This is a genomic window from Vibrio tasmaniensis (assembly GCF_024347635.1).
In the GTDB taxonomy this organism is placed as follows: Bacteria; Pseudomonadota; Gammaproteobacteria; order Enterobacterales; family Vibrionaceae; genus Vibrio; species Vibrio tasmaniensis.
Window position 1 is genome coordinate 2,025,297 of the sequence record NZ_AP025510.1, and the last position, 20,529, is coordinate 2,045,825.

Annotated in this window: 17 protein-coding genes; 3 read left to right on the top strand and 14 right to left on the bottom strand. The window is 44.0% G+C overall.

Going from position 1 to position 20,529, the window contains the following annotated elements:
* Positions 1-218 precede the first annotated feature (218 nt).
* Positions 219-1,538 (top strand): dicarboxylate/amino acid:cation symporter, encoded by a 1,320-nt coding sequence (locus tag OCV44_RS09105; protein WP_390903446.1) that lies wholly within the window; start codon positions 219-221, stop codon positions 1,536-1,538.
* Between the two features lie 61 nt (positions 1,539-1,599).
* Here the strand turns inward: OCV44_RS09105 and OCV44_RS09110 are convergent, their stop codons facing one another.
* From OCV44_RS09110 to OCV44_RS09130, 5 genes are all read right to left on the bottom strand, one after another.
* Positions 1,600-2,922: an IS4-like element ISVbsp1 family transposase gene (locus tag OCV44_RS09110; protein ID WP_261900919.1), complete on the bottom strand. Its 1,323-nt coding sequence runs from the start codon at positions 2,920-2,922 to the stop codon at positions 1,600-1,602.
* A 133-nt stretch (positions 2,923-3,055) separates the two neighbouring features.
* Positions 3,056-4,009 carry a class I SAM-dependent methyltransferase gene (locus OCV44_RS09115; RefSeq protein WP_139684553.1) on the bottom strand — a complete coding sequence of 318 codons (954 nt, stop codon included), beginning with the start codon at positions 4,007-4,009 and terminating at the stop codon, positions 3,056-3,058.
* Positions 4,010-4,017: 8 nt separating this feature from the next.
* On the bottom strand, positions 4,018-4,716 hold the full coding sequence (locus tag OCV44_RS09120; RefSeq protein ID WP_139684552.1) for a TIGR01621 family pseudouridine synthase: 699 nt from the start codon (positions 4,714-4,716) through the stop codon (positions 4,018-4,020).
* A gap of 203 nt (positions 4,717-4,919) precedes the next feature.
* On the bottom strand, positions 4,920-6,536 hold the full coding sequence (locus OCV44_RS09125; RefSeq protein ID WP_139684551.1) for a methyl-accepting chemotaxis protein: 1,617 nt from the start codon (positions 6,534-6,536) through the stop codon (positions 4,920-4,922).
* 188 nt (positions 6,537-6,724) lie between these two features.
* A complete protein-coding gene (locus OCV44_RS09130; RefSeq protein WP_012604350.1) occupies positions 6,725-8,158 on the bottom strand; it encodes a sodium-dependent transporter in 1,434 nt (477 codons plus the stop codon).
* 367 nt (positions 8,159-8,525) lie between these two features.
* Between OCV44_RS09130 and cls the strand changes: the two genes are divergently transcribed.
* Both cls and OCV44_RS09140 read left to right on the top strand, forming a co-directional pair.
* On the top strand, positions 8,526-9,980 hold the full coding sequence (gene cls / locus OCV44_RS09135) for a cardiolipin synthase (protein WP_139684550.1): 1,455 nt from the start codon (positions 8,526-8,528) through the stop codon (positions 9,978-9,980).
* 182 nt (positions 9,981-10,162) lie between these two features.
* Positions 10,163-11,347: a cystathionine beta-lyase gene (locus OCV44_RS09140; RefSeq protein ID WP_139684549.1), complete on the top strand. Its 1,185-nt coding sequence runs from the start codon at positions 10,163-10,165 to the stop codon at positions 11,345-11,347.
* 85 nt (positions 11,348-11,432) lie between these two features.
* On the opposite strand, the gene OCV44_RS09145 is transcribed toward OCV44_RS09140, so the two are convergent.
* The 9 genes from OCV44_RS09145 to pspA form a co-directional block, all read right to left on the bottom strand.
* Positions 11,433-11,906 (bottom strand): hypothetical protein, encoded by a 474-nt coding sequence (locus OCV44_RS09145; protein WP_139684548.1) that lies wholly within the window; start codon positions 11,904-11,906, stop codon positions 11,433-11,435.
* On the bottom strand, positions 11,897-12,922 hold the full coding sequence (locus tag OCV44_RS09150) for a winged helix-turn-helix domain-containing protein (protein WP_139684547.1): 1,026 nt from the start codon (positions 12,920-12,922) through the stop codon (positions 11,897-11,899). The genes OCV44_RS09145 and OCV44_RS09150 overlap by 10 nt, the downstream gene beginning before the upstream one ends.
* 109 nt (positions 12,923-13,031) lie before the next feature.
* Positions 13,032-13,598, bottom strand: coding sequence for a DNA-3-methyladenine glycosylase I (locus OCV44_RS09155; RefSeq protein WP_139684546.1), 567 nt, complete (start codon positions 13,596-13,598; stop codon positions 13,032-13,034).
* Positions 13,599-13,676: 78 nt separating this feature from the next.
* The gene (locus tag OCV44_RS09160) at positions 13,677-16,787 is read right to left on the bottom strand and encodes an efflux RND transporter permease subunit (protein ID WP_139684545.1); all 3,111 of its coding nucleotides are present in this window, start codon (positions 16,785-16,787) and stop codon (positions 13,677-13,679) included.
* Positions 16,780-17,865 carry an efflux RND transporter periplasmic adaptor subunit gene (locus OCV44_RS09165; protein WP_139684544.1) on the bottom strand — a complete coding sequence of 362 codons (1,086 nt, stop codon included), beginning with the start codon at positions 17,863-17,865 and terminating at the stop codon, positions 16,780-16,782. The genes OCV44_RS09160 and OCV44_RS09165 overlap by 8 nt, the downstream gene beginning before the upstream one ends.
* A 1-nt stretch (position 17,866) precedes the next feature.
* Positions 17,867-18,901, bottom strand: coding sequence for an efflux RND transporter periplasmic adaptor subunit (locus tag OCV44_RS09170; protein WP_139684543.1), 1,035 nt, complete (start codon positions 18,899-18,901; stop codon positions 17,867-17,869).
* 158 nt (positions 18,902-19,059) lie between these two features.
* The gene (gene pspC, locus OCV44_RS09175) at positions 19,060-19,446 is read right to left on the bottom strand and encodes an envelope stress response membrane protein PspC (RefSeq protein WP_139684542.1); all 387 of its coding nucleotides are present in this window, start codon (positions 19,444-19,446) and stop codon (positions 19,060-19,062) included.
* Positions 19,439-19,672, bottom strand: a complete 234-nt coding sequence (pspB, locus tag OCV44_RS09180; protein WP_139684541.1) for an envelope stress response membrane protein PspB — start codon at positions 19,670-19,672, stop codon at positions 19,439-19,441. Before pspB ends, pspC begins: the two co-directional genes overlap by 8 nt.
* A 14-nt stretch (positions 19,673-19,686) precedes the next feature.
* Complete coding sequence (gene pspA, locus OCV44_RS09185) at positions 19,687-20,358, bottom strand: phage shock protein PspA (protein ID WP_010440091.1); 672 nt, start codon at positions 20,356-20,358, stop codon at positions 19,687-19,689.
* Between the last annotated feature and the right edge of the window lie 171 nt (positions 20,359-20,529).

The window sequence follows — 20,529 nt, forward strand, 5'->3', positions numbered from 1 at the left end:
AAACCTCTTCAAAACAAACTTGTAGCACAACAATAACACCAAACCAATCCATCACTGTTATTTATAAAAAACAATACCCCCGCAACAAGCAAACGTTTGCTTGGGCTTAAAAAAACACCAAACAATGTTTAATTACTCATTTTTAGTAGCCTTTCATCTCTGCTCATATTGATAAATGTAAAGGATACGTGTAAAACTCTTCACGAAATAATTCACCAATGGCACATCGCACATTGGTGGGTAGTTCTGGGATTTTTATATTTAGTAGCACAGAGGTTATGGAAGTGTTAAAAGAAAAGAATTTACTAAGCAATATCGGCGTTCAAGTCGTTATTGCAATGATCATCGGTACCGCAGTCGGCGCGATGATGGGTGAAAGCGCAACAATGTTCGCTCCACTGGGTGCTATCTTCATCAACTTGATCAAGATGCTGGTTATTCCTCTAGTCGCAGTTGCCCTAATTTCAGGTGCTGCTGGTCTAGGTAATAGTTCATCGGCTGGTAAAGTTGGTGTAACTACACTGGGTTACTTTGCACTAACGTCTGCACTTGCTGTAGCACTAGCGCTTGTAATGGGTGAAGTGTTCGAACCGGGTCGTGGTATCGATGTTTCTGGCGTTGAAGGCATGTTCTCTTCAGAATACGCTGCAAAAGGCGAACTTCCTACGTTCTGGGCAACCATCACTGGAATGATCCCAACCAACGTTTTCCAATCACTGAATGAAGCAAACATTCTGCAAATTCTCGTTTTCTGCTTATTCTTCGGTATTGCGATTTCTAAACAAGCAAAAGAAAAACGTGACCCTATCATCAATGGCGTAAACGCGATTGTTGACGCTATGGTTTGGATGATCAACAAGGTTATGATCATCGCACCACTTGGCGTATTCGGCCTAATGGCAGAAGCAGTAGGTACTTTCGGTTTCGGCGCACTTATGGTTGTGTTCAAACTGTTTATTGTTTACATCGCTGCGATCCTAATCTTCGGCTTTATTGCTTACCCACTGATGATTCAAATCTTCACTAAGACTTCAGCGAAGAAGTTCCTAGTGGCGATGAAGAAGCCTCAAGCGGTTGCACTATCAACAGCCTCTTCAATGGCGACACTGCCAGTAACAATGGAAACGGTAGAGAAAGAACTTGGCGTTCGTAACTCTACGGCTTCATTCGTTCTGCCACTTGGCGCAACGATAAACATGTCTGGTAACGCAATTTACTACGGCCTAGTTGCTATCTTCTTCGCACAGCTATTCAACATCGACCTTTCTATGGGCGCTTACGTTGCTATCATCGTAACGTCTACCCTAGGCGCAGTTGGTCAAGCAGGTGTTCCAGGTCCTTCTTTCCTAGTGGTTGCGGTTCTTCTGGCGGCAGGTATCCCTATCGAAGGTCTACCTCTATTGTTCGCTCTAGACCGTGTCTTCGATATGATTCGTACGGCTCTGAACATCACTGGTGATGCAGCATGTGCAGTCATCGTTGACTCTCTAATCGAAGACGAAGTGAAAGAAGCTGAGCTAGAGAAACAACAAGCTTAAACTTCTTAGAAACTTAAAGACCAAAAAGCCACTCATTGAGTTAATGCCGTTCGGATAAGCATTACTGCTTGAATCTGAACGGATATTTGGCTGGGACAAAGAGGACTGAACGTGGAAACGTTCGGTCCTTTCTTTTATCTGGAAGAATGAAGTGACTCAAACTTTCTCTCATCCTTTTCAGTTTTACAGGTAGAGTTCCGTCTGGACTTAAAGCTAACCAACGTAATTGCGCATCAATAAGGTTAATTGCGGCGGTAAAACTGACCCTAGTCGCTCGAACCCCGGCTTCTGAAGCTATCTTAACCATCTCTAATCGCACTAAGTTATAGGCAAGTAATACGCCCCAAAGCTCTTGCTTCACACCGGCAGAAAAACGACTTCGTAAAGTGACGTGACTTTGCAGTTGAGTCTGTTTAATTTCACCATAACCTTCTTCTATCTCCCAGCGTTGCCAATAAATACGCAGCAGGCTTTCTAGCGAGTATTTACTAGGGTCTGTAAGTGAAGTAATAAAACCTTTTATCTCACCTTTTGGCTCTTGATATAGGACTAATCTGGCTTCCCAACGTGCGGGTAAATTCGGATTCTGCCGTTGAGCTTGAGGAGAGATAGGCATTGAGATAAGCATGTCGTTCTCCGCATATTTCTCCAACACTTCATAGCGTAGTTTACGTTTTGCAGGCATTAACCAGTGCGCATTTTCCGCACTCTCTTGCCAGGACAGCAAAAGGTCTGCCGAGAAATAACAACGATCAAATAAGGTCAATGAGTGTGCGGGGATGTCATTGAATAGGCGCTTAGCTAAGGTCGTTTCACCGACATGACAACCATCAAAAGCCGCCCCCATAATCATTCGAGTTTCTGTTGACATCAAAGCGACTAAACGAAGTTGAGGGTAAGGTTTCAATTTTTTGGAGATGAACCCAAATTGTTCAGCGTTCTCTGGGGAATCCTGACACCGAAATGTTGTTCCATCGACAGCAAGAACATTAAGCTCTAAGTCTTTGTCTTGTTGAAGGATATCTCCGTTCCAAGCCTTTACCGTTGTGTGAAACAGAGCCGCTAACGGACTCTCATCTAGACGTCGGCGTGAATCAGTTAGGACACTGGGTGCAACACGAGACCAGCTATCTTCAGGTTTAGGCTGAAGTGCAATGTCTAATGAACTGCATACCTCTTTGATAGACATGTTGCGTTGCAGCCCCATCCAAATAACTAACCAGACAGCTTGCTGAGCGGGAAGTCGGCGTCGTCTTATGCTCGCTTTATTGGTTTCAAGAAGAGCTTGTTCTATCCACTCAATCTGAATGGCGTCGACGACAGATTCATAATTGTCGGCATCTTCAATGGTCTCGTGTGCCATTGCTAATTCTTGTTCAAGCATAAAAAATCCCCATCAACGTTGTTGATGGGGATTATCTGCTAACTGCAAGATCGTTCAAGTCTTCTTAAACGATCGGCATTAACTCATTGAGTGGCTTTTTTACTTTCAAACGTTGATATTTTTTTACCTTAAGTTAAGCGTCTGCAGAAACGTTAATTTTAAATCTCAGGACTTTCAAACTTGAATCGAGGTCGACATCGACAAACTCAGGTGGATTGTCTAAACGCTCGATAAACTCAACGCTTGGTGCTTCTTCTGCCATAGTCTCAATCAGGAAGTTTGGTGACACTGCTGGTGAGTTAACACAAGCAATCACTTCACCGCCTTCAGTTAGAAGCTCAGGCAAACGACGTAAGATCTTTTTATAATCCTTGGTTAGAGCAAAACTGCCTTTTTGGAACGAAGGCGGGTCGATGATAACGAGCTCGTAAGGGCCACCCTTCTTGATTTTTCCCCACGACTTAAAGATATCATAGCCAAGGAAGTTCACTGAGCGCATGTCGTGATCATTCAAACGGTGGTTATCACGGCCTTTATTTAGTGAGCCGCGAGACATGTCTACGTTCATGCACTGACGAGCGCCACCAGCAATAGCTGCTACAGAGAACCCACAAGTGTATGCAAACAGATTAAGAACATTCTTACCTTCGGCATTGTCTTGTACCCACTGACGCCCATTACGCATATCAAGGAACAGACCAAAGTTCTGATTACGGCCTATATCTAGTTGGTACTTAAGCCCATGTTCAACCACGACTGGTGAGTCGTTTAACTCTCCCCACAACACTTCAGAAGGTGCGCCATCAGCATAACGGTGTTGGAGCACAATACTTGTACCCAGCTTTGCCTGCCAGATGTCTTTATTGGTCAAATCAACCAGTCCTGCTTTAAGAAATGATAAGAACTCGTCATCCACCTCTTTGAATACGTTAACCAATAACTGCCCATCAACCCAATCACATGTCAGTTGATCTAGGCCCGGCCAGAACTTACCACGCCCGTGAAAAATACGACGCAGTTCGTTCGGCACTTCATTAAGTTGCTGTTCAATATGACTAAAAAACAGAGGTAAAGCTGATGCTTCCATTATTTCACTCACTTAGTGTTTAGCTTTGGCCAAGTTAATGACCAAGGTTCAAGCCAGTTGTCTAAACCATTAGACACGATATCTTGATGCCACTTCTCACCCAAAGAGTTGAGACTTCTTGGATCACAGACATATTCGTAGGCTTGTGATTGATAGGTAAATCGAATCGCGAAGGCATGCAGATAACCTCTGTCGGCCTCACTCGATGGATTGTAAATAGGGTCACCAACAATGGCCGAACCGATCGATTTCATCGCGACGCGGATCTGGTGAGTTCGCCCCGTATAGGGTTTACATAAAATTAGACGCTCACCGGGTTCAGCCGTTGCAGATAAAAATTGGGTAATCGCTGGGTTTTCTTTGGTTGTCAGTAGCTTCCAGCTTGAGCGTCGTGAACGCTCCATATCTCCTGAAATCAGTCCCTGCTTTTTCTTGGGCTTCTTGGAGCCTATCGCAAGGTAATATTTCTCAACTTCACGCTTTGCAAACAACTGTGAAAGCTCACTCGCTGCCGGGGCATTTTTTGCCAGCAGTAGAATTCCTGACGTCATTTTATCGAGACGATGGACTAAGTATAGCTTCGGCTCATTGATTGCCTTAGCAACTTCTTGCAATAACATGGTATCGCCATCGTCTTTATGGACGCTGACGCCTGGATGTTTGTTTATGAGTAAAAAATCAGAGTGATTCAGAAGAATGTCGAACATGTAAAGGCTAGCTCCATTGTAGAACGTGGAGTATACCGTGTCTGAACCCAGATTCCAGCTACGAAAAAGCCCAAGGATTCAATAAACATTGATTCCTTGGGCTTATGTTTTAATAGCCAGCTTTCACTGGTAAATCTTTAATCGATTAGCTCTAAGCTTATGTTCTAGACTTATGATCCGCTCTAAGCTCTAAGCTCTAAGCTCTAAGCAAGTTTGAACTTACCTACTAAGCCTTCTAGCTCAGCAACTTTAGCATTCAAACCTGATGTGTTCTCAGAGCTGCGAGTCGCTAACTGTAATGACTGTTCAGAGATATCACTGATTGCCGTAATATCCGCTGCGATTTCTCTTGTCACCGCTGTCTGCTCTTCTGCTGCTGTCGCGATAGAGTTAACCATGCTTTGTACATTGCCAGCACCACTAACAATCGCTTCTAGTGCCGTCACGGCACCCGAGCTCTGCTCAACACCAATTTCCACCAGGCGGCAGTTATCTTGCGTGTAAGTCACCGCTTCTTGAGTACCTGATTGAATAGATTGGATGATACCGGACACTTCTTGTGTTGCTTTAGTCGTTCTCTCAGCTAACGCTCGAACTTCATCAGCAACCACCGCAAAACCACGACCGAACTCACCAGCACGTGCCGCTTCAATAGCCGCATTCAGAGCCAAGAGGTTGGTTTGTTCAGCGATATCTTCGATTACCTTAATAACACTACCAATCTGCTCGCCATGTGAACCCAATGTGTTCATTTGTAACGACATGTCGCTCATTTGAGTAGACACTTGTTGGATGCTCGCAACCATCTCCACAATCACTTTACGACCGTCTTCTGCTGACGTTTCTGAGCGGCGCGCTTCTTCATAAGTAGAAGTGCCTTGTTGCGCTACTTCCGAAATGGTCAAGCTTAACTCTTCTGCCGCAGTCGCTATCAAGGTCGCTTTATCTGCTTGAGCAGAGGCGCCAGATACGATGTCGTGACTGATTGATGATAGCTCACCAGTAACGGATTGAACTTGGGTAGTCACTGATGAGATAGAACCGAGGAGATCGACCAATGACTTTTGCATCTGGTTGATCGATTGAGCAAGATCAGCCAACTCATCACCAGAATCATCAACAATATCTCCAGCCGTCAGATCACCATTTGCTACGCGTCGTGCAACTTGCTCTACACGAGTTAAGCGATTAGTAATAGAGCTAGACAATACAAACGCAATTACGCAACCAAACACAATCGCAACCGCAGTCAACACCATAATCGTGCGTTCGATTGTAATAAACGAATCCGTTAGTCTTAGCAGAGCTCGCTCCGTATCAGCAATCTCACTTTCAGATGCTTGATCAAGCAAATTCTCAATCGGGATAAGATTACTCTCATACAAAGAGCGAAGCTGTTGGATATTTGATAACAATGCAGTTTCGTCATTAAGCATAGGTACGAGCTTCGATTCAAACTCTTGAGTAAAGCGCCCCATTAGCTCTTCAATTCGCTGAACACGACGATGGTCCTCTGAGCCTTTACTCTCTAAACGCTTTGCTTCTTCAATTGCTTGAGAAAATTGAGTCTTATTAGCTCGATAATCATTGAGCGCATTACCGCCCTGAACAACCGCACCCAAAGCATCACGGTAAACATCACCAGCTTCATCGATCAATATAAGGTAGGTAACCGTTCCTGGGACATCATCCATTCTAATCTCATCAGAGCTATTGTGAGCCCCAATAACTTCTACCGATACAATCCCTACTAACGTGACAAGCACCGCCAATATAGATCCAAAACCCAAGTATAGTTTTTTTCTCACTGACAATTTCACAGAACACCTACCTAAAAAAAATACAGGCCGATATAGCCTTACCAAAAACTATATCGGCTACCACATTGATAACTTTAGGGAATGGTGTGTTTATTTTTCGAAAATAAATAAGTCAATCACATAAAAAACGGGAGCCAATGGCTCCCGTTTATCAATTAACTTTAGTTTGCGATTAGAATTTCTAAGAATTATAGCTTCTTAGAGATAAGCGCAGAGCCGGCAATAATACCAATACCTAATAGCATTATTGCACCTTTACCGCTGTCGAAGCCAGAAGAGATGCCCATGAACGCTACGATAGCGATAGCGACTGGGATGATGTACTTAACGAGTGTGTACCATAGACCGAATAGAGGGAAAGATACTTCACCGTCGTTAGTGATTTCTTTCTCTAGGTCAGCACGGTTTAGTCTCCAACCAGCGAAGATACATACCAACATACCGCCAACAGCTAGGAAGATCTTATCCGTTAGTAGGTCGAAGATATCGAATGCGCCAGTACCAAACAGCGTTGGACCGAAGCCACCAAGTGATAGAGAAGCGAAGATACATAGAATCGCCATTACTACACTTGCAGACAGTACAGCTGTTACACGCTTCATGCCTTTCTCATCGATAAGGTAAGACACCACAACTTCAAGTAGAGATACTGAAGAAGTCAGTGCCGCAACACTCAGACCAACGAAGAACATAAGAGCAAAGAGAAGACCAACTACGCCGCCCATTTCAGCAAACAGCTGAGGAACAACAACGAAGACTAGACCAGGACCAGCAGCAGGTTCCATACCGAATGCGAACATTGCAGGGAACATTGCAACACCAGCTAGGATGGCAACGCCTGTATCCATTGCCGTAACCATTGCTGTTGTCTGAACTAGGTTCTCTTTCTTCTTAAGGTAAGAACCGTATGTCAACATACAACCCATACCAAGACTTAGTGAGAAGAATGCTTGACCTAGTGCAGCTAGAATTACACCGCTGTCTACTTTAGAGAAGTCAGGGCTGAATAGGAATTCAAGACCAGCCATCGCGCCCGGAAGCATTAGGCCTTTAATTGATACCACGATAAGGATGATGAACAGAAGTGGCATTAGGATCTTGCCCGCTTTCTCGATACCACCAGAGATACCCTTCATAACGATGACAACGTTAAGTAGTAGGTACAAGCCCATCCACATAAGTGGTTGAACTGGGTTTGAGATAAAGCCACCGAAGCTGTCACCGATTGCTTCAGGTGCATCTAGTAAACCACCAGCAATTTTACCGATGTATGCGATAGACCAGCCGCCTACTACAGGGTAGAAACCCATGATAAGTAGACCACTGACTACACCGATAACACCAGCGAACGTCCAGCGACGGTCAGTTGATTTAAATGCACCTACTGCTGATTTTTGCGTATGACGGCCAATCGCAAATTCAGTCAGCATCACACTGAAACCGATGAAGATTACAAAAAACAGATAAATTGCAACGAATGCACCGCCGCCACTTTCACCTGCTGTGTATGGGAATTTCCAGATGTTACCTAAGCCAACAGCAGAACCTGCTGCAGCCATTACGAATCCTAATTTCGAACCCCAGGTATCGCGGGGTGTAGTGGTTGTATTACTAGTAGCCACGTTTACTCCAAACTTTTGTGTTATGTGATGTTGTATTTTGCTTTGTGTGGCGTCATTAAAAGATAAGGTGTATATAATAATTTACACCATTAAAAGATTTGATTGACGCTCGTTGTCTAGCAAGTAAACCAGTTTAAGAATACAATTGGAAGCCCGAACCGTATATATTTCGTTATCAACGTAAATCTTTATGGTTAAATGCCGATTTTTCATACAAAACAATTGCATTCGTCTTAAGTTAACTAAAACTTAACAACTTTAACCTGTTTACAGCTTTTGCTCTATTTTGTAAATAGTTGATTCCTTAAATTCCCATATCCGTAAAATAGCATTACTATCTAAGTGTCTCTTTTTTCGAGTATTCAATGTGGAAAAGCTCTACCATTTTTTAACTTTAGCTTCTGTCGCTTTATACTGGGTCCTTGTCGCCGGTGTGACTTTTCGTGTCGTACTAAAACGACGCTCTGTCAGCGTTTCTCTCGCATGGTTGATGGTTATCTACATTATCCCTATTGTTGGCGTCGCTTGTTACTTCCTTTTCGGCGAGCTAAACCTAGGTAGAAAGCGGGCTGAAAGAGCACATCGCATGTTTACGCCTTTTGGTGATTGGTTCCGCCAATTAAATGATTGCCAAGTCCACCTTCCAGGTAAGGTCGGCTCTCCTATCCACAAAATTGATGAGCTTTGTAACAATCGGATGGGTATTCCAGCTCTCAGCGGAAACACACTTTCACTGCAAGCTTCTCCTAATGAGATCCTACACGCCATTATCGAAGATATAGAAAACGCCCAGACCAGTATCAAAATGGTTTTCTATATTTGGCACCCCGGTGGATTAACAGATTCCGTAGCTTCCGCACTTATTCGAGCAGCGAAGCGTGGCGTTGATGTTAAAGTCTTGCTTGATTCTGCAGGTAGCCCGCGCTTTTTCAAAAGCCACTGGCGCTCAATGATGAAAGACGCTGGTGTTCACGTAGTCCAAGCATTGGAAGTAAGCCCTTGGCGTATTTTCTTACGCCGTCTCGATCTAAGGCAGCACCGTAAAATCATCGTGATTGATGAGTCCATCGCCTATACCGGATCAATGAACATGGTTGATCCAGCCCATTTCAAACAGAGTTCGGGGGTCGGCCAATGGATTGATGTCATGGTTCGCGTCACGGGACCAACCGTTAATGTGCTGTCAGCAATTCATGGTTGGGATTGGGAAGTGGAAACAGGTGAACGCATTCTTCCTGATTTACCTGAGTGTCCGGTTGAAGAAATAATGACGCATCATCCAGTACAAGTCGTGCCATCTGGACCGGGTATGCCTGAATATTTGATTCTGCAAGTCCTAACTATTGCGATTAATCAGGCGAATCGTTCTGTACGTATCACTACCCCTTATTTTGTCCCAAGTGCCGACTTATTAGAAACACTGAAAATGACAGCACAACGCGGTGTCAGCGTAGAGTTGATCATTCCACATAACAACGATTCATTAATGGTTAAATGGGCTTCTCGCGCCTTTTATACAGAACTACTTGAAGCCGGTGTGAAAATATATGAGTTTTACGGCGGGCTTCTTCACACCAAATCGGTAGTGATTGATGAAGAGTTTTGCTTGATCGGAACGGTCAATATCGACATGCGTAGTTTGTGGCTCAACTTTGAAGTGACCCTTGCCGTTGACGACGTACACTTCACCAAGCAACTGTTTGATTTACAGCAATCCTATATTGAATCATCTCATCCAGTGGAATTGGAGCATTGGGAACAGAGGAATCTACGTAACCGCTTCTTCGAGAGGCTGTTCTACTTGTTCAACCCGCTACTGTAATCCAGTCAATTGGCCCACGGTGACTCATCACTCGTAACCTGTCTGATCTGAACCTTTCACTCTAAACGACGTGGAAGGTTAAAAAGCGAAAGAAAAGCGCAAAAACTCCCGCTCTCCTCTTGCTTTAAAGGCGCTTGGCATGTTTTAAATAGGACATAACCGATTGATAAGGAATTCACAGCATGTCCGAGAACAAAACCACTAAACTGATCACTGCAGGTCGTGATAAGAAGTGGACTAATGGTGTCGTTAACCCACCAGTACAACGCGCTTCAACTGTCGTGTTCAACACAGTAGAAGAGAAACGCAAAGCGACAATTAATCGCGCTAACAAGACACTTTTCTACGGACGCCGTGGCACCACCACTCATTTCGCATTTCAAGATGCTATGGTTGAAGTTGAAGGTGGCGCAGGCTGCGCACTCTACCCTTGTGGTACGGCAGCCATTTCGAATGCCATTCTCTCTTTTGTTGAAACAGGTGACCATATTCTGATGGTCGATACCTGTTACGAACCCACTCGTGATTTCTGTGACACTATCATGAAAAAGATGGGTGTAGAGACGACTTACTACGAACCAACGATTGGCGAAGGCATTAAAGACCTTATAAAGCCAAACACCAAAGTGCTGTTTACCGAATCTCCGGGTTCAGTCACCATGGAAGTGCAAGATATTCCAACGCTCGCGCGGATTGCTCATGAACATGACATCATCGTTATGCTAGATAACACTTGGGCAGCCGGTGTGAACTTCTCACCGTTCGATTTTGGCGTTGATATCTCTATTCAAGCAGCAACCAAGTACATAGTGGGTCACTCTGATGTGATGTTAGGGACTGCGGTCGCCAACGAGAAATGTTGGGATCAACTAAGAGAACAGAGTTACTTGATGGGGCAATGTGTCTCGCCAGATGACGCTTACTTAGGGCTTCGCGGCATCCGCACTCTTGATGTTCGTCTACGCCAACACGCGGAGAGCAGTTTAAAAGTAGCGAAGTGGCTAGAAACCCGTCCTGAGGTTGACCACGTTCGTCACCCTGCGCTTGAATCTTGCCCAGGCCATGAATTCTTCAAACGAGACTTCACTGGCGGTAATGGTTTGTTCTCTTTCGTACTGAAGAACTCAAACACAAAAGCAACAACAGCTCTGCTTGATGGTATGACGCACTTTAGTATGGGTTACTCGTGGGGTGGATTTGAAAGCTTGATTCTAGCGAACGAACCGAGCAGCTTTAACAGCCTAAGAACGGTATCAAATCCAAACTTCGAAGGTACTTTGATTCGTGTTCATATCGGCTTAGAAGATGTCGATGATTTGATTGCGGATCTAGAAGCTGGACTAGAGCGTTACAACGCCTTGGTTTAGGTAAAGCAACCAATAAGTCCCCCAAAAAGGCAGGGTAAACCTGCCTATTTAGCTAAGTCAATTCATATATATAGACGTTATTTAGCTACTTCTGAACCTTAAAACATACCCAATTAAAGATTTCGAAACGATTTTTATTAAACAAATAGAGTGAGTCATCGGTGACAACAACTGAGTAATCAATATTCAGCCCCTCATACGAACTATACTCTCGATTAATAACAGGATCATCAGTTTCAGTTGTCGGCGAATAATCAATGATAGAGATAGACAACTCACCATCTTCTAACGAATAACGACCTGAGGAATGGTGCTCCAATTTACTCACCTGACCATCCTTCTCTTCAATCGTCACCGCCTCTGCAATCATAAACGTATTATCAGATTGAAAGGTAAAAGTCATACGTTCATACAAGGATTGATAAGGTTGAAATGCCTGCGTCATAAAACCCGTTTTGATCGTTTTACAGTGCCAACGAGTGCCCGCCAATACGTTCCTATCAATCATGAAACTTGCAGCGGTGAGTGCTAATACCAATAACAAACCAATTATTCGCAAAAGTAACTCCTTTGAGCCATATAATTCACAAACGAATCAAAAGATGACTCTATTTCAAAAATAGATGACAAGTAATTAAGAGCCTCGCCATCCTTTCTCTCAATTAGCATATATAAAGCATCATTTTCAGGTTGATTGACAGATGGATAAATACGCACAAAAACATCAACATTACAGTGGCTAGGTATCACATCTGTAAGTTTTTGAGTGATCGCGGGCAATGAATAGATTTCATTACGAACGATATGGAAAAAGTAGTGATTGGTTTTATCTACGAAGCTGTCGTGATACTCATTTTGATCAACAAAATATGGCAATGGCTGATAGTAAGCTTGAAAGACATTAAACAAAGTGACTACCGCGCAGGTAAAGGCTAAAAAGTAACCCACACAGGCTAAATGACGATGAACAAAAAGCTTAAAGCTTGACGGTGCAGCGTTGACTGAATCACTAGTGCTGCCTGTAGACAATGGTATTTCCATGTCGCCTTCAACGCTTCGTGTTGCTGATATGGGCATAACCTGAGCGTGCTCATCTTGCGGCTTTTCCTCCGGTGATTCGCCTGAGGTTTGTGTTTGATTTGTCGTTATTGATGATGACGGGTTAAGTTCGGCTTGCGATAATCCTATCGTTTGAGGAGTCTCTGATAATATACCCGCCTCTGGGACTGTCGCTTTAGGCTCTGTGTTTTGAGGTTGAGATGGTTCCTCTATCTCCAGAGAATACCCCATTTTACTGACGGTACGAATCGTGGCGCAACCACAAGTCGCTCTGTTCAGTGTTTTTCTAAGCTTAGATATCACGTTGGTCAACGCTTGTTCAGAGACAATCACATCCCCCCAACATCTATCAAAGATCAGGCCTCGCTCAATGCATTCGCCTGTATTTTCAAGCAAGAATAGGAACACTTTACCTTCTAGCGGCGCGATAGTTTCTACGTGGCCATCCTCACGCATAAACTGCCTAAGCAAGGGATCATAGTTAGCATCACATATTTGGTAGTTTTGTTGATTCACTATCGTTGTCTACATTTGAATTTGGTCGCATATAATATTTAAAAGTTTATAAATGACCAGTGAATTTTTCAATTTTCACACAATTAATTCGCAGCAAGAAATAACATTTTTATTTGTGTGGACAACCTTCTAAATGGTCATTGACCATGCCTGTCGCTTGCATAAACGCGTAACAGATTGTTTCCCCTACAAACTTAAAGCCTCTCTTTTTTAAAAACTTACTCATCGCTTTAGATTGCTCGGTAGAAGCTGGAACTTGAGCCATCTCTGTCCAGTGGTTTTCAAGAACCTTGTTATCGACAAATTGCCATAAAGCATTTGATAAAGATCCAAATTCTTTCTGGAGTTCAAGCGCTGCTCGAGCATTACCGTAAACAGAGGCAATCTTGCCTTTGTGCTTAACCACATCAAAGTTCTCTATGACGTGTGGCACATTGTCTTCATTCAATTCGGCTAACTTGTTTAGATCGTAATGATCAAATGCAGCACGATAGCCTTCGCGCTTTTTGAGTATCGTAATCCAACTAAGACCCGCCTGAGCGCCTTCTAGGGTAATGAACTCAAACAGAACTTGGTCATCATAAACAGGCACGCCCCACTCTGCGTCGTGGTACTCCCTTTCCAGTTCGTGTTTAAGTGCCCATGCACACGTTCTATCTTCAGTGTTTGTTTCCATGTTATTGCTACCTATTTTAAATCACTCAGAAATGATAATGCCCCTAAACAGGGGCATTAATTCAAAGACTCTCTCGCCTTACGAGACTTCAATTTTATGGAATAGACGATACAGCACAGGTACCACAATTAGCGTCAGTACGGTGGCAAAGCCCAAACCAAACATAATGGTTACCGCCATTGGTTTGAAGAAGATATCCGGTAACAATGGGATCATACCGAGAATCGTTGTGATAGCCGCCATACATACCGGACGTACACGACTCAATGCCGCATCAACAACCGCTACATATGGGTCTTTACCTGACTTCATCTCAATCTCAATTTGATCAAGCAGTACGATACCGTTCTTCAGAAGCATCCCAGATAGACTCAGGAAGCCCAACAGCGCCATAAAGCCGAATGGTGTATTCAAGGCTAGCAAGCCTGTCGTCACCCCTATCAAGGCGAGTGGTACCGTTAACCAAACAATCAGAGGCTCTTTCACTGAGTTAAACAAGAACACCGTGATTAAGAACATGAACAAGTAGCCCAACGGCATAGTTGTGAACAGTGACGCTTGTGCATCTGCTGACGACTCATATTCACCACCCCATTCCAATGAGTAACCCGGAGGCATCTCAATCGCTTCGATCTGTGGTTGTAAGCGTTTCTGTAGAGTTGATGCCGTCTCTTCACCCAGTAGGTCAGGATCCGCCATTACCGTCAGCATACGCTTACGGTTCTTACGGATGATCAGTGGATCTTCCCATTCCAATTCGTAGCCTAATGTTACTTGTTGTAGCGGGATGTATTCACTTAATGCTGGGCTCCAAATCTTCATGCCTTCGATGTTACGTATATCGACACGTTCATCTTCAGGCAAACGAGCAACAATAGGCATTAGAGTAGTCCCATCACGGTACACACCGATCGATTTACCAGAGAAAGACATCGCTAGGAAATCATCCACATCAGATTTGGTAATACCATAACGACGCGCTTGGCTCTCGTTGAACTGAGGCTCTAAAACCTTAGTTCTTTCACGCCAATCGTGACGGACGTTAAACGATCCATTGTCAGCACGCATGATATCCATCACTTGAGCTGCGATTGAACGTAAAACCGTTGGATCAGAACCCACAATTCGCGCTTCAATTTTCGCGCCGCCACCAGGACCTAATTCGATCTGCTTAAGTTTGTAATTAATTTCAGGGAACTGACCGTTTACGTGTTCACGGAAACGCAGCATCAAGCCTTCAAGTACCTCGTAATTTTTAACACGAACCGTTATCTCACCGTATGCGCTATAACTTTTCTCTGGGGCATAAGTCAGCATGAAACGTTGCAGACCTTTACCCGCTGTTGTCGTGATGTGAGCAACTTCGTCCTGCTCTGCTAACCAACTTTCCAATACTTTGAGCTTGGTGTTGGTCGCCCGAATATCCGTACCTTCCGGCATCCAGACATCGACTTGGAACATTGGGGTGGTTGAAGATGGGAAGAAAGCTTGTTTTACAAAGCCAAAACCATAAACGCTCGCGCCTAAACCAAGCACCAACACAAACATGGTTAACCACGCACGCTTCATACAGAACTCAAGGAAGTTTTTGTAGATAACAAAAACCATCCCGTTATATGGGTCTTTACCTTCGTTATCTGGGTCGACTTTCTGACCTTTGAAGAACATGTCAGCAAAGAACGGCGTGAGCGAGATGGCAGTAAACCAACTCAGCATCAAAGAAATCAATAGCACCGTGAACAAGGTGCCACAGTATTCGCCCGTTGAATCTTCAGACAAACCAATTGGAGCAAACGCGGTGACTGCAATCACGGTTGCACCAAGCAGGGGCCATTTAGTTTGGGTCACGATATCAGTGGCGGCCTGCATCCGGGTTCGCCCCTTCTGCGTGCCGATCAATATCCCCTCCACCACCACAATGGCATTATCCACCAGCATCCCTAAGGCAATAACCAACGCGCCCAGTGAAATACGTTGAAGATCGATTTTGAAGTACTGCATGAAAATGAAGGTACCGAAAACAGTCAACAGCAAGATCAAGCCAATCAACAGTCCCGATCGTAGTCCCATGAAGAACAGTAACACCACGATGACGATCGCAACCGCTTGTCCTAAACTCACTACAAAACCACTAACCGACTTATCTACCTCTTTGGGTTGGTTATAAACCTCAGATATATCTATACCAACGGGTTGCTGATATTTCAGCTCGGCAAGTCTTCGGTCAAAGGCCTCACCCACTGCGACCACGTTCACACCTTGCGCAAAAGAGACACCAAGGTTAAGTGCGAGCTTGCCGTTATAGCCAATGATGTTACTTGGTACTTCAACATAACCACGAGTTACATTCGCCACATCTTTTAGATAGATAAGCCCTTGAGCGCCACCTTCTGTAAGAATCAAATCACCGAGCTGTTCAACATTCTGGAACTCTCCTGTTGGATGAATTCGAATGTACTCGTCACCAATCCTTACCGCACCCGCACTGGATACAATATTTTGAGTCGATAAAAGGTTAAACACAGTATTTGGAGACAGACCCAGAGAGCTAATCCGCTTCATCGATATCTCAATGAACACTTGCTCTTGCTGCTCACCTGAAACTGAGACTTTACTGACGCCATCGACTAACTCTAGCTCTCGCCTTAGGTAATCAATGTAATCCAGTAACTCTTTGTAGCTATAGCCATCTCCCGTCACCGCCAACAAAATACCGTAAACATCACCGAAATCATCGATGACTTGAGGATCATTGACTCCAGGCGGCAGTTGACCTTTCAGATCATTCACTTTTCGACGAAGTTCATCCCAAATTTGCGGAAGATCATCAGGGCCGTAATTATTCTTCATCGTTACCGTAACCTGAGACAGGCCACGGCTAGAGATAGAGTTAACTTCATCAACATAGGTTAGCTGTTGAATTGCTTTCTCTAATGGGTAGGTAACTTCTTCTTCCACTTGCTGAGGCGTGGCTCCTGGATAAGAGGTCACGACCATCGCATCTTTGATGGTAAAGGCAGGATCTTCTAAACGCCCCAAACCGAAGAATGCAGAAACACCACCAATAAGAAAGATCAGGGACAGCATCCAACTAATGACTTTGTTACGTATAAAGTAAGAAGCAACACCTGTGATCTGATCATCACCCTGTTGATCGTCATCTTGGGGCTTGTTATTTACTTCACTCATTGTTCGTCTCCTGAGACAATACTTCCACTGTCATCCCATCTCGCAATCGCGATACGCCTGCAACAACGACATGCTGCCCCATTTCTAATCCTTTGATTATCTGCAATGTTTTCTGATTCGCCTTTCCTAACACGACTTGCTGTTTAGATACGGTATTGTCGTCATTAAGCACCCACACATAAGAGTCTTGACTAGTTAACTCATCCCCATCAGCATTAAACACCGCTTCAATTGGGATAAGGACTCCGGCTTTTAGCTCCAATCCGATGTCACGTCCATTTGACGTTACTTCAACGGCCATACCGTCCAGAATCAGGTCATCTTTCGGCATAGGTAGTACAAGCGTGGCCGTGAATGTGCCGGTGCTTGGATCGGGTTCAGTAGTGAACTCTTTAATACCCGCAGTATATTCATTGCCACTGGGTACTCTTACCACAGCTTCAATATTCGCAAGCAATTGTTCACTCGGTTGGTTCACATAGATTTGGTCAGGTAACTGGATAACGACTTCAACATCCTCGACGCTGTGAATGTTCACGACCTGCTGGCCTACCTGAATATTTTCATATTGGTCGACACTGACACGTGAAATGATCCCATCCACAGGGGCACGAAGTTTGGTGAACGACAAGCGCAGTTTTGCGAGTTCCAACTCGGCATAAGCGATCTGGCGTTGAGCAGCAATTTCATCAAACTGTGACTTCGCTAAGAGCCCTTTCTTCACTAGCGGACTCGAACGTCTGTATTGACTGTTGATTACCGTGTAACGCGCCTGAGCATTGTCGACATCCAATTGATAATCGGTAGGATCAAGCTCTGCAATGATGTCCCCTTTAGAAACACGTTCACCTTCTTTCACATCTAGCTTGAAGATTTCACCAGCCACTCGGAAACTGAGGTGAGCTTTCTCAGCAGCGTTCGCTACCGCAGGGAAATAGAGTTTATCGCTAAAGTCGATGACTGAAATCTCGATAGCTTTAACCAAGGGTGTGTTATTCACTTCTACGACTTGTTTGTCTTCACAAGCCGTCAGTAAGGCCAAACACGACAGGCCAGCAGCCACTTTAAGTGTTTTCATGTTATAGCCCCCTCTCCTTGATCCACTCTCGAACTTTAACGCCCGATTCCAGGCCATTAACGCCAGAAGTCACAATACGATCACCGTCGTTCAACCCAGACACAATATGACGTTTTTCATCGATGACGATTGAGACATTTTCAACAATACCGTCGTTATTCACACGCCACACAGAGACATCATCTCCATCGGTGATCATTGCTGATGTTGGAATTTTGGTTGCCGCGGCTAACGCTGAAACTAAATTAACCGTGCCAGACATACCTGGCAAAATACCGACATCAGTTGGTCTTTCCATTACCATAGTGACTTTGTACGAGCCTGTTGTAGGGTCGGCTTCTGTATCCACTTCTTGGAAGGTTAAAATGTAAGAGTTTTCAGGGAAAGCATCAAAAACCATGGTTGCATCTGTCTCAAACCCTGAAGAAAAGCGCGTAATAAGTTGGTCGGGCAATAAGAATACGACTTTAAGAATTTGATTGGTTTGAATATTCATCACACCTTGCTTGGCTGCGATGTATTCATGGTTTTCAGCGGGAATAATGGAAATCGTTCCATCGTAAGGCGCAACCAAAGTGGTATAGCGAAGGTTCGCTTTTGCTTGGTTAAGCACCGCTTTGGCAGAATTGTAATTCGCTTTCGCTTGATCGAAGTCTTGCTCAGACACGACGCGATCTTTACGCAACTTAATTGAACGTTGGTATTGAACATCGGCCAGCTTAAAGTTGGCTCTCGCTTGCTTCTCTAGCAACTGATATTCATCAGGGTTGAGCGTTGCAAGCCCATCACCTTTGGTAACCTGTTGGCCAGATGTGACATCGATAGTCTGAAGTAGCCCAGGAACACGAAATGCAAGTACCGCTTTGTCACCGGCTTCAGTGGTGGCAGGAAAGCTACGTTCAAAGGCGTTATTACCGACAGAGACAGTGAAGAGTTTGGCGGGTCTAGAATCAGGTTCAGGTACGGGAGGAAGCTCCTTACCACACCCAGACAGCCCAGCTAAGGCTGTCAAAAGGACAACGGAGGCTCTATACATTAGTGATCATCCATATCTACAAATATTTTTATAACATAGATTAATCACATGTAACTTACCAGTTATCGTAAGATTTATTTAGACAAAATTATTAAAAAAAATAACGGCTTGGGATACATAATCCTAAGCCGCTCTCTAATGTTTGGTAGGGCGCGAAACTAAATGTTCTTAAAGGCACGGTTGACTTTAAAAGTGTCCGAGGTCACATAAGCTTCCATATTACGTACACTGGTCTCTAACTTCTGGAAATCACCCTCTAAAGTGCCCAATAAAGACTCTGCCGTTTGACCTTTTTCCCACGGTTTTTGCTTCAGCGTGTGCTCTTGTTTGGCTTTCATCTGATCGACATACTGAGGTGGCTGTTTTTCCAGCATGAATGTCAAAGCTAAATACGCTAACAACACCAAGAAACTACCACCAAGCAGTGCCGCCGAGATAACCAAGATGCGAACCAACCACACTTCAAGGCCAAAGTAGTTCGCTAACCCCGCACACACGCCAGACAATTTACCGTTAATCGGATCGCGATAAAGTTCTCTACTCATAGTTTCGTCTCCAGTTAGGCGACTCCGAATCCAGTATTTTTTCTAGCGTTTTTACACGGTCTTGCATCGATTCTGCTTGCTCAGAAAGCTTATGCAAGCGCTCAAGATCTGTTTCTGAAAGACCATTACTGGATTTCTTCTTGCTGCGGTAATGTAAGAATAACCATAGCGGTGCCACGAAGATCAAAAAGACAATCAGTGGACCTGCAACTAGAAATGTTGACATAGACAACTCCTAAATTATTTATCGCGGTTTTCAACTTGTTGCTTCAGTTTCGCCAGCTCTTTTTCAATTTCATCTTGAGCTTGTAGCTCAGCAAACTCTTGGTCTAGAGATTTTGCGTTACCCGTTTTAGCGTAAACGTCCGCTTCAGCTTCTAATTCATCCACTTTACGCGAGAATTGTTCAAACTTCGCCATTGCTTCGTTGGTTTTGCTTGAGTGCAAGTGTTTTTGAACATCACGACGATTGCTCGCCGCATTATTACGAATCATTAATGCTTGTTGCTTTGCGCGAGTCTCGGCGATTTTGGTTTCAAGCTTGCCGATCTCACTGGTTAGCTTTTCGATGGTTTCATGAACCAAGGTTTGCTCGGTATGAAGGCTCTTGATGATGTCTTCCAGTTTTTGCTTTTCGATTAGTGCCGCTCTAGCCAAATCTTCACGTTGTTTAGTTAGAGCTAGTGTCGCTTTATTTTGCCAATCTAAAATCTGAGTTTCGATAGCTTCAACTTTACGCGCTAGCTCTTTTTTGTCTGCAATGGCTTTCGCTGAATTGGTACGAACCTCAACCAGCGTGTCTTCCATTTCTTGAATAATGAGGCGAATCATCTTTTCAGGATCTTCAGCCTTATCTAATAGTGCACTGATGTTTGAATTTACAATGTCTGCAAAGCGAGAAAAAATACCCATAAGAAACTCCTTAATTGCAATAGTGGCAAATAGGTTTTAAATCGTTTTTCGATTTTTCAATCCACTTGCTCAAAAATCTACGTTTGTTGTTAAACCTACCATAAGTAATCCAAGTAGCATGCCAACTTTTAAGCCATTTATTATCAAACACTTACAATAAAATGGTGATTA

Excerpts from the sequence above, each read along its gene's own strand:
- OCV44_RS09105 (WP_390903446.1), top strand. The coding sequence starts at position 219 with ATGGCACATCGCACATTGGTGGGTAGTTCTGGGATTTTTATATTTAGT.
- OCV44_RS09115 (WP_139684553.1), bottom strand. The coding sequence starts at position 4,009 with ATGGAAGCATCAGCTTTACCTCTGTTTTTTAGTCATATTGAACAGCAA.
- OCV44_RS09155 (WP_139684546.1), bottom strand. The coding sequence starts at position 13,598 with ATGGAAACAAACACTGAAGATAGAACGTGTGCATGGGCACTTAAACAC.
- OCV44_RS09160 (WP_139684545.1), bottom strand. The coding sequence starts at position 16,787 with ATGAGTGAAGTAAATAACAAGCCCCAAGATGACGATCAACAGGGTGAT.
- OCV44_RS09165 (WP_139684544.1), bottom strand. The coding sequence starts at position 17,865 with ATGAAAACACTTAAAGTGGCTGCTGGCCTGTCGTGTTTGGCCTTACTG.
- pspC (WP_139684542.1), bottom strand. The coding sequence starts at position 19,446 with ATGAGTAGAGAACTTTATCGCGATCCGATTAACGGTAAATTGTCTGGC.
- pspB (WP_139684541.1), bottom strand. The coding sequence starts at position 19,672 with ATGTCAACATTTCTAGTTGCAGGTCCACTGATTGTCTTTTTGATCTTC.
- pspA (WP_010440091.1), bottom strand. The coding sequence starts at position 20,358 with ATGGGTATTTTTTCTCGCTTTGCAGACATTGTAAATTCAAACATCAGT.
- OCV44_RS09110 (WP_261900919.1), bottom strand. The coding sequence starts at position 2,922 with ATGCTTGAACAAGAATTAGCAATGGCACACGAGACCATTGAAGATGCC.
- OCV44_RS09170 (WP_139684543.1), bottom strand. The coding sequence starts at position 18,901 with ATGTATAGAGCCTCCGTTGTCCTTTTGACAGCCTTAGCTGGGCTGTCT.
- OCV44_RS09120 (WP_139684552.1), bottom strand. The coding sequence starts at position 4,716 with ATGTTCGACATTCTTCTGAATCACTCTGATTTTTTACTCATAAACAAA.
- OCV44_RS09140 (WP_139684549.1), top strand. The coding sequence starts at position 10,163 with ATGTCCGAGAACAAAACCACTAAACTGATCACTGCAGGTCGTGATAAG.